Source organism: Microcystis sp. Msp_OC_L_20101000_S702 (assembly GCF_007095705.1).
In the GTDB taxonomy this organism is placed as follows: Bacteria; Cyanobacteriota; Cyanobacteriia; order Cyanobacteriales; family Microcystaceae; genus Microcystis; species Microcystis ichthyoblabe_A.
This window is the reverse complement of sequence record NZ_SFBO01000107.1, coordinates 1-9,104: the sequence shown is the minus strand read 5'-3', so window position 1 is coordinate 9,104 and position 9,104 is coordinate 1. Positions and strand designations below refer to the sequence as shown.

General features: G+C 44.4%; 9 protein-coding genes, 1 tRNA gene and 1 riboswitch. Of the genes, 6 read left to right on the top strand and 4 right to left on the bottom strand.

What is annotated here, in order from left to right; genetic code table 11:
• Positions 1–844, bottom strand: a protein-coding gene (locus EWV60_RS11845) for an IS5 family transposase (protein WP_287232430.1) whose coding sequence is annotated in 2 segments (ribosomal slippage) — positions 1–157 and positions 157–844 — 845 coding nt annotated over the 2 segments. Because the reading frame shifts where the segments join, the coding sequence is not laid out codon by codon here. This gene is flagged as partial in the annotation.
• Positions 845–1,400: 556 nt separating this feature from the next.
• On the opposite strand from EWV60_RS11845, the gene EWV60_RS11840 reads away from it, so the two are divergent.
• The 4 genes from EWV60_RS11840 to EWV60_RS11825 all read left to right on the top strand — a co-directional run bounded on the left by EWV60_RS11840 (position 1,401) and on the right by EWV60_RS11825 (position 5,512).
• Entirely contained in the window at positions 1,401–2,003 is a 603-nt protein-coding gene (locus tag EWV60_RS11840) for a Uma2 family endonuclease (protein ID WP_002797340.1), read from the top strand.
• A gap of 173 nt (positions 2,004–2,176) precedes the next feature.
• Positions 2,177–2,311, top strand: a riboswitch (cyclic di-AMP (ydaO/yuaA leader).
• Positions 2,312–2,418: 107 nt separating this feature from the next.
• Positions 2,419–3,258: a nitrate ABC transporter permease gene (ntrB, locus tag EWV60_RS11835; RefSeq protein WP_287232427.1), complete on the top strand. Its 840-nt coding sequence runs from the start codon at positions 2,419–2,421 to the stop codon at positions 3,256–3,258.
• A gap of 4 nt (positions 3,259–3,262) precedes the next feature.
• A complete protein-coding gene (locus EWV60_RS11830) occupies positions 3,263–4,666 on the top strand; it encodes a CmpA/NrtA family ABC transporter substrate-binding protein (RefSeq protein WP_287232425.1) in 1,404 nt (467 codons plus the stop codon).
• 9 nt (positions 4,667–4,675) lie between these two features.
• Positions 4,676–5,512: an ABC transporter ATP-binding protein gene (locus tag EWV60_RS11825; RefSeq protein ID WP_271936994.1), complete on the top strand. Its 837-nt coding sequence runs from the start codon at positions 4,676–4,678 to the stop codon at positions 5,510–5,512.
• Between the two features lie 102 nt (positions 5,513–5,614).
• On the opposite strand, the gene murA is transcribed toward EWV60_RS11825, so the two are convergent.
• Positions 5,615–6,928 carry a UDP-N-acetylglucosamine 1-carboxyvinyltransferase gene (gene murA, locus EWV60_RS11820; protein WP_043997523.1) on the bottom strand — a complete coding sequence of 438 codons (1,314 nt, stop codon included), beginning with the start codon at positions 6,926–6,928 and terminating at the stop codon, positions 5,615–5,617.
• 191 nt (positions 6,929–7,119) lie between these two features.
• On the opposite strand from murA, the gene EWV60_RS11815 reads away from it, so the two are divergent.
• Together EWV60_RS11815 and EWV60_RS11810 are read left to right on the top strand one after the other, a co-directional pair.
• Positions 7,120–7,203 (top strand) — tRNA-Leu (locus tag EWV60_RS11815).
• 62 nt (positions 7,204–7,265) lie between these two features.
• A complete protein-coding gene (locus tag EWV60_RS11810; protein ID WP_287232422.1) occupies positions 7,266–8,060 on the top strand; it encodes a TrmH family RNA methyltransferase in 795 nt (264 codons plus the stop codon).
• 42 nt (positions 8,061–8,102) lie between these two features.
• On the opposite strand, the gene EWV60_RS11805 is transcribed toward EWV60_RS11810, so the two are convergent.
• Together EWV60_RS11805 and EWV60_RS11800 are read right to left on the bottom strand one after the other, a co-directional pair.
• Positions 8,103–8,834 carry a TIGR02391 family protein gene (locus EWV60_RS11805; RefSeq protein WP_287232420.1) on the bottom strand — a complete coding sequence of 244 codons (732 nt, stop codon included), beginning with the start codon at positions 8,832–8,834 and terminating at the stop codon, positions 8,103–8,105.
• An 83-nt stretch (positions 8,835–8,917) separates the two neighbouring features.
• Positions 8,918–9,104, bottom strand: a 187-nt coding sequence (locus EWV60_RS11800; protein WP_287232418.1) for a hypothetical protein, incomplete at its 5' end; no start/stop codon positions are given.

Sequence of the window (9,104 nt, the reverse complement as noted above, 5' to 3'; positions counted from 1 at the left end):
TAACGAAGTTCGTAATTGTAGATACCAGCAATCAAATTCAATCTCAGACCAAATCGCCGTCTGCGATTTCTGTATCTTGATGAAAGTATCCGAAATATTTTGAGACGACGATGAATATGCTCTATAACTATGCGCCGTTGTGATAACTGACGATTGGCTTTTTTTGCTCTTTACTTAGTTTTTCTTTTTTCTTTTTTTTATGAGGAATTTGACTGTTTTGATGGAGCTTCTGAATTCCTTGATAGCCTTTATCCCCTAATATTTCTATTTTCTTATTTAACCTTATTTTGCTCTCTTTCCACAGTCGAAAATCATGGACTCTTCCTTTCTCACAACGGACACAGATTACCTGCTCGCTTTTTTGGTCGCAACGCGCTCGCTGCGCGAGATCGGCAACGACTTGCGACTTTAATGTGTGGTATTCCTGCTTGCCACTATGGTATGATTTCTGTTTTTTTTTGGGTCTTTCTATCTCCTGTTCTGACACATCCACCACTATTACTTCTATTTCACTATTACTTTCTAAGAGGGCTTTTTTTCCTGGTAGATTAAACAGACTTGATTTGATGAGAATATTCTCTACTTTCCTAACAATTCTATACGCCGTTGATTCGTTAATACCCCAACTATTTCCCAGATGAAAATAGGTGCGATATTCTCGCCAATATTCTAGTGTTATTAGTAGTTGGTCTTCCGTACTCAATTTGCTAGGTCTACCTGTCTTTTTTTGCCAAACTTTTTCTGCCTTTAGGACTGTTACCATATCCTTAAATGTATCTGGATACACGCCACACAAGCGTTTGAACTCTGTTGGCTTTAAAGTTTTTACTTGTTCGTAAGTCATCTTTCAATCTTAACTCTTGGACTATTTTATCCTATTTTGTCTAGACTTATGCAAGAGATCTAATCAGTCAAGTGTTAACTCACGACAATCATTTTCAGCAAGAGGGTTTCATAATTCTATTTGAATAACAGAGGTAAAATTAAACTTTCAGTCCCCCTAAGCTAGGAAAAACTATGCCCAAGCATTAATAGTAGTTTGTCGGCTGAATTATGGACAAATCTCGCTCACGGAACAGTGAACAATCAACAGTCAACTGATAAAAACCCCTCCAATTAATGAAGGGTAATTGTGGGATTTTATTGATGGTATTAGGAGACTTTTGTGGTTTCTTTTTCTGAAAAGACGGACAACATAAAATCACACACTCCCCACAAAAACTGTATCCTAAGCTACATTTTTATAAATATTTACATTCCTCTCCGTCAGGCTTCTTTAGCAACGTTAAGAGCGATCGCCTTCTATCTTTTAGTAGTCAATAATGCCGATGACTAGAGCTAAGTTAAGATTGAAGGGCATTCAGTTGTTAACTCATGTAATTCTTGAGTAGGGCGAAAATATGACGACACTACTTGTGCAAGCGACCTCGGCTCCTTTGATGATTGATCTTCCTTGGATTATGCCGATGACGGAGGAGCAATTTTATGAATTTTGTTTAGCCAATCGAGATTTACGCATTGAACGCAGCGCTAGTGGAGAAGTGATCGTTATGCCCCCTGCTTTTTCAGATACGGGTAATCGCAATTTTAACATAGCTCTGCAACTGGGGAACTGGTCAGAACTAGATGGAACGGGGCTTGGGTTTGATTCCAGTGCGGGTTTTACGCTGCCCAATGGCGCGACTCGTTCACCCGATGCTGCTTGGATTAAATTAGAACGCTGGAATGCTTTAACAGAAAAACAAAAAGCCTCTTTTGCCCCCATCTGTCCCGATTTTGTCATTGAATTACGTTCTGCTAGTGATACAGTATCCAGTTTGCAGAAAAAGATGGAGGAATATATTGCCAATGGTACTTTATTGGGTTGGTTAATCGATCGCCAAAATCGCCAAGTCTATATTTATCGTCCCCATCAAGAACCGGAGATTTTAAATGCTCCTGAAACCATTAGTGGTGATCCAGAATTGCCGGGGTTTGTATTAGTAATGGCTAAGATTTGGTGAATGCGATCGATGCGGACTCCTGTTATGAATTATGAATTATGAATTGGGGAAGTGGGGAGTGGGTTTTTAAAGTTGGATTGGGAGTTAATCATACTGTTAAAAAATGATTTAGTATCAGGGGCGACCGGGATTTTCCCACAACTCGATCGAATGTGTTATCATTCTGGGCAAATAGAGTAAGTCAGCCTAATTCAACCGTGGTCTGTTGAAGCGGAGGAACCGAATTTGGGGCGAATTTCAGTCAATGAAAAGGACATCTCTCAGTCCTAGCCCGTCAGCTAACTTCGTCGGCATTGGGGGAAGACTGAAGAGAAACAGAATAGGAGATATTTCTGCAAATATTCTGGCTCTTTCAGGATTCTTGGTTGGTACTGCTCATTATCTGTACCTCGATCCTTATATAAGGGTAAATAACATGAATATTGCGGCTATTTTAGTCGCTGGGCGTGCCACAGGCAGGCAAGCGAAAGCTTGGCTGTTTAAGGATGTGGTACTGTATCCGGCGATGGGTTTTATCGGTCTGATTACCCTCTGGTGGATGATTGCGACTTTCCGAAGTGAATTGATGCCCAATCCTTGGCAGGCCTTGACTAGCAATCTCGATTATATTCTCCATTCCTTCTATCGTCGCGGTCCGGGCAATCTCGGCATCGGTTGGCTATTGCTGGCCAGTTTGCGACGCGTCTTAATTGGTTTTCTCTTGGGAGCATTAGTGGCTATTCCGGTCGGGTTTCTCATCGGGCTATCCCGGCTGGCTATGCTCATCCTCAATCCGATCATTCAAATTCTACGCCCCGTTTCCCCCCTAGCTTGGCTACCCATCTCTCTGGCCATGTTTGGAGTCGCGGAACCCTCGGCCATTTTTGTGATTTTCATCACCTCCCTCTGGTCAACCATGATTAATACAGCCCTAGGAGTCGGTAGTGTACCCAAAGACTATATCGATGTGGCCAGAGTCCTAGAAATGCCCAAATATCGCCAGATTTTTAAAATTATCCTCCCCGCTAGTTTGCCTTACATTTTTACGGGATTGCGCTTAAGTTTAGGAATTGCTTGGCTAGTCATCGTAGCCGTGGAAATGTTAACCGGAGGTGTGGGAATCGGGTTTTTTCTTTGGGATGAGTGGAATCGCTTAAACCTTAGTTCCGTCTTTCTGGCGGTGATTGTCATCGGCGTTACCGGTTTAATCCTCGATTACCTAATTAGCCGTTTACAAGTCCTTGTCACTCATCGTCCCGCTAAACCGGGCAGTTAATACCATGATTCCCCCCATATCTAGACGTACCTTCCTTCAGGGATTGGGGACGACTTTGGTTACTGGTAGCCTGACTGCCTGTACTATCAATGCCAGTCGCAACCCGACGGGATTAACCGAGGCAGCCCTAGCCGTAACCCCGATTATCGATCCGAAAACCCTAGAAAAACCTAACCTCACCGTGGGATATGTCCCCGTCAATGATTGCGCCCCCTTCGCCGTCGCCTGGGAAAAAGGCTTTTTTCGCAAGTATGGACTGAATGTCAGCCTCAGTCGGGAAGCAAGTTGGGCGAATTCCCGTGATGGGATTATCTTCAAACGCTTGGATGCTTCTCCCGTGGTCTCCGGGGCGATTACCAATGCGAGGACGGGGGCAGAAGGGACCCGGGTTGCCCCTCTGTGTGGGGCGATGACTATTCATCGTCACGGCAACGCTATGACCATGAATCGGCCGATGTGGGATTTTGGCCTTCGACCTTGGCAAGAGTATAATGGCGATCTTGAGCAAGCGGGCCGGCAACTGCAAGCCTATTTCCAGAGTATCCCCCCGCAAGAGCGCATCTGGGCGGTGGTCTTGAGTTCCTCCATCTATGAATACTTCCTGCGTTACCTGACGGCATCGATGGGCATTAATCCGATCGAAGAATTTCGTCTTTTGATTATTCCGCCGCCGCAGATGGTCAACAATATGCGTATTGGCACAATGCAAGCTTATATGGTGGCCGAACCCTGGAACACTAGGGCGATTAGGGGTAACGAAGGGGTCGGTTTTACCTTTGCCCAGGGACGGGAAATCTGGCAAGGACACCCCGATCGCATTCTAGCGGTGATGGAGTCTTTTATCGAAGAAAACCCGAAAACCTATCGCTCTTTAGTCAAAGCGATGATTGAAGCTTGTCAGTATTGCGATCGACCTGAAAATCGAGAGGAAGTAGCGACGATCATTTCCGGGCGCTCGTTTACAGGGGCAAAACCACAATTTACCCGCCCCGGCATCGTTGGGGATTACAGCTATGGGGGTTTCGATGATCGAAAACGTCTGGTTGAGGATCTAGCGACGACAATTTTTTTCGCCATGCCGAAAGATATTGCCAAAGCCGATCACGATCATTCTACCTTTCTCTGGCAATCCGAAAGTCTTTGGTTAATCACCCAAGCCGCTCGCTGGGGACAGATTGCTGAAATACCCAAAAATGCGGAAGAAGTAGCCAAAAAAGCTTGGAAAACTGATTTATACCGTCAAATCGCCGACGATATGGGTATTGTTTCTCCCAGCGAGGATTATTACGTCGTACCTCCGGGGGCTTTTATCGATCAAAAAGCTTTTGATCCTAGCGATCTTGTCGGTTATCTCAACAGTTTTGAAATTCGCGCCAATTCACCTCAATTCTTTTATTTGCAGGGATAATTCATTATTATGACCCAATTCTCCTCTGTTCCTAACCCGCTCTCAAGTTCCTTTTCCGGGGAAGAATTTTTAGAGATTAAAAATATCGTTAAAGCTTATCCTAAGGCTGATGGCAGTAATTTTGTTGTCCTCGATGGGGTCAATCTAACTATTGGTTCCCAAGAATACATTTCGGTGATCGGTCATTCCGGTTGCGGCAAATCGACGCTTTTAAAAATTATCGCCGGTTTAGAACAAGCCTCCTCGGGACAGGTCACTTTAGAAGGAAAATTAATTCGTAAACCGGGGGCTGACCGCATGATGGTTTTTCAGCATTATTCTCTTTTGCCCTGGTTGACAGTGCGAGAAAATATTCGCTTGGCAGTGGATGAAGTTCTTAAAAGTGCTAGTAAAGTTGAAAAAAATAGCCTTGTTAATGAACATTTAGCTATGGTGCATTTAACGGCCGCTGCCGATAAATATCCCGAAGAAATCTCCGGCGGAATGAAGCAGCGGGTGGGCATCGCTCGCGCTTTGGTAACTCGACCGAAAATGCTATTAATGGATGAACCTTTTGGGGCTTTAGATGCTTTAACTAAGCGAAAATTACAACAGGAAGTGCTGAAAATTTGGGAGAGTCACCGGCAAGCGGTGATTATGATTACCCATGATGTAGATGAGGCAATTTTCATGTCCGATCGCATTGTTTTAATGACCAATGGACCCCATGCTAATATCGGTGAGATTTTAACAGTGCCTTTTCCCCATCCCCGGGATCGTCACGCCATGCGAGAAACTCAAGAATATTATGATTTAAGAAATCATGCTCTCGATTTTCTAGAGCGTTATTTTACAGCCGATGAATAGGCGGTGAAAAAGTCAGATAATATCTGTAGGGGCGAAGCATTCGGATGGGAAATCTCCGGTTTCAGCGATAGGTTATTGCCCGAATGCTTCGCCCTTTTTCTATTAAGATTGGGTCAGGGTAGCCAATTCTAAGGCTAAAGGATCAACCCGGCGTAAATTTGCCCCTAATGCTCTTAATTTACCCTCTAAATTATCATAACCTCGATCGAGGTGATGGAGTCCCTGCACAATAGTAGTCCCCTGGGCTGCCAATCCTGCTACCACCAAAGCTGCCGAAGCGCGTAGATCCGTGGCCATCACCGGAGCCCCGGAGAGGAAAGGCACACCGCGCACTAAAGCCACATTTCCTTTGACCTTGATATCTGCTCCCAGACGCTTTAATTCCGCCACATGACGCAGACGATTTTCAAAAACCGTCTCATTAACCACGCTACTGCCCTCGGCTAAAGTTAATAGAGCCATAAATTGGGCCTGCATATCCGTGGGAAAACCGGGATAGGGCAGGGTTTCCATATCGGTGGCTTTTAAGTCTCTAGGGATAATCCGGAGACGATTAGGACCATCTTCCACTACTTCTGGACCGATTTCGTGCAGTTTGGCAATTACCGAAGCTAAATGGCTGGGAATCACGGGATAAAGACTAATTTCCGAGCGGGTAATCGCCCCGGCTATCAGTAAAGTCCCGGCTTCAATGCGATCAGGAATGATATTGTAATCGGTACTGTGCAGACGGGAAACTCCCTCAATAACAATTGTATTGGTCCCGGCACCGCGAATTTTTGCCCCCATGGAAACACAAAAATTGGCTAAATCAATCACCTCTGGCTCCTGGGCCGCATTACCGAGAATGGTTTCCCCGAACGCTAAAGTCGCCGCCATCATTAGGGTTTCCGTCGCTCCCACACTGGGATAATCCAGATAAATATTCGCCCCTTTCAGACGACCATTACCCTTAACGCGGGCGTGTACCATGCCGCCATCGATTAATACATCTGCACCCATTGACTGTAGGCCTCTAACGTGCAAATCCACTGGTCTGGCCCCAATGGCGCAGCCGCCGGGGAGGGGAACTTTTGCTTCTCCTAAACGGGCTAAAATCGGTCCAATGGCAAAAAAACTGGCTCGCAACTGGGAGACGAGATCGTAGGGTGCTTGAGCTTGTTTGAGGTCTCTGCCATCAATCTCTAGTCTATCTCCGGTGTGACGGACTTGCACGCCTAAAGCCGAGAGAATTTGACTCATCCGCTCGATATCGGCTAGGGCAGGTACATTACTAATCTGGCACTCGTCGGAGCAGAGTAAAGCTCCCGCCATAATCACTAGAGCGGCATTTTTGGCACCACTGATCTTGACTTCACCCTTGAGAGAGTGACGACCTTGAATTTCTAAATAGGGATGCTCGATATCGATAGTCATAGGATCATTCATTTATCTTAGTTGGGAGTCTTGGCTAAGGAAAGCTTCGGCAAAATTAGACTGCATTTTATCAGATTTTTGAACGAATTATTGGTGATTCTACCCCGAAAAACGATTTTTGTCTTAATTATCTTAACTATCTTGACTTATGGATTGTCCGATAGTATAATAAGAGATCGTGAAAGAAAAATGCGGAACTGGCGGAATTGGTAGACGCGCTAGATTCAGGTTCTAGTGTCTGCAAAGACTTTCGGGTTCAAGTCCCGAGTTCCGCATTATCTCCCTCAAAACGTAGTTATTTAGGGCAGCCCTAGCGGGGTGAAAAATCCGATTGGCTATGATTAGCAGTGTTCAAAACCCTTTAATCAAGCAAATTCGCAAGCTACACCGCACTAGAGAGCGACAGGAGCAGAATTTGTCCTTAATTGAGGGAACCCACTTATTAGAGACAGCTTTAGCCCTGAATTGTTCCCTAGAGACGGTCTGTTTGACAGAAAAGTGGCAGCAAAGACAGGGAGAATTAGCAGAGAAACTTCAAAATCAAGCCAGACGAGTCGAGATAGTTTCCCCGGAAGTCCTCGCTTCCCTAGCAACAACGGTTAATCCCGATGGTGTGATTGCCACTATTTCCCGTCATCACCTTCATCCAATCCCCCCAAATCCGCTACAATTGGGCTTAGTTTTGGAAAGATTGCAGGATCCAGGCAATCTCGGCACTATTATTCGCACTGCCGTGGCTACGGAGGTACAGGGTATCTGGTTAAGTCTCGATAGCGTCGAAATCGATAACCCGAAAGTGATCCGCAGTTCCGCTGGGGAATGGTTTCGATCGCCCCTAGTGGTAGAATCGGATTTATCGGCTTTAGTGAAAAAATATCAAGCACAGGGGGTAAAAGCGATCGCAACTTTACCCACAGCCACCAAAAACCATTGGGAGATTGATTTTACCCGTCCGACTTTAATATTATTAGGCAATGAAGGAGCCGGTTTATCACCCCAATTAGCGGCTTTAGCCGATGAAACGGTGAAAATTCCCCTCTTTGGTGGTGTGGAATCTTTAAATGTTGCGATCGCTACTGCTGTCATCCTCTACGAAGCTAGAAGACAATTATCCTACAGTAGGGTGGATTAGCGTCAGCGTAATCCACCGTTAAACCAGACAAGAATTAGAGATTTATGTATTCTCGTTTTCTGTCTCCCAATCTAAATTATCTAGCATCTTCAACAATAAATTAATGAATACGATAATTTCTCCACCCTCCTCTGGTTTAGGATCGATGAATCGATGAGCGTAACGGTTACGAAAAAGCTTCATTGTACCCGAATATAAATCACGGTATGCCTCTAATTCTTCTGATGGAAGCTTATCTTTTTGTACAGATTTATTGCTTCCAAAAATTAGGTTAACAATACCATTACCCGTGGCTTTTTGATTAATATTATCAATATTTCCCAGTTTCCTCATGCGGTCCTCTAAAACCACTGTCGCATTGCGAATCGCAGTATCCCACGCTTTTGGATTATCTCCACCCGCACTCACAGAAAAACGGACTCTCTCCCATAGTTCGGAGTCTAAATGTTCAACTTCAGTCAAGGGAATTATATGAGGAATAGCCGAGCGATTGGGTTCAGCAAAGTTAGAATCAACCGCTTCATAAGCTTTTCCTGTTAGAGTGCCTTTGTATTGATGCTGGCTTTTTTGTTGCCATTTAATATAACCATATTCTTCTAATATATCGAACGTTGCGAATGTGACAGGAGGCCAGCTATCAGAACCCTTGTAATCAACCCAACCATAATCTGTAAGATTCCTAATGTACCAAATACTGTCCTCTTTAAGATTACCAGCCCGTACTTCTTTAACTATCCATCGCAAAAGGTTTTTTTGATTTTCTGTTAATGTCATATTGACACCTCCAAAAATAATTAACAGTACCATTATACTATGTAGTTTTGATTTTCGTAACGGGAATTTGCTAAAATTGACATCTATATAGGGTCTGCTGAAAAAGTACGGGCGAAGCATTCGGGCAATAACCTATCGGTGAAACCGTAGATTTTCGGCTCTTCGGGAATTGTTATGCAAATAATTAACTTAAAATAAAATTCGATGAGAGCAACTACGCTCAAAAGTAGCTGAAATTCATACAGGAAAGGACTTAAGGCACAAATAGGT

Excerpts from the sequence above, each read along its gene's own strand:
- murA (WP_043997523.1), bottom strand. The coding sequence starts at position 6,928 with ATGACTATCGATATCGAGCATCCCTATTTAGAAATTCAAGGTCGTCAC.
- EWV60_RS11830 (WP_287232425.1), top strand. The coding sequence starts at position 3,263 with ATGATTCCCCCCATATCTAGACGTACCTTCCTTCAGGGATTGGGGACG.
- EWV60_RS11805 (WP_287232420.1), bottom strand. The coding sequence starts at position 8,834 with ATGACATTAACAGAAAATCAAAAAAACCTTTTGCGATGGATAGTTAAA.
- EWV60_RS11810 (WP_287232422.1), top strand. The coding sequence starts at position 7,266 with ATGATTAGCAGTGTTCAAAACCCTTTAATCAAGCAAATTCGCAAGCTA.
- ntrB (WP_287232427.1), top strand. The coding sequence starts at position 2,419 with ATGAATATTGCGGCTATTTTAGTCGCTGGGCGTGCCACAGGCAGGCAA.
- EWV60_RS11840 (WP_002797340.1), top strand. The coding sequence starts at position 1,401 with ATGACGACACTACTTGTGCAAGCGACCTCGGCTCCTTTGATGATTGAT.
- EWV60_RS11825 (WP_271936994.1), top strand. The coding sequence starts at position 4,676 with ATGACCCAATTCTCCTCTGTTCCTAACCCGCTCTCAAGTTCCTTTTCC.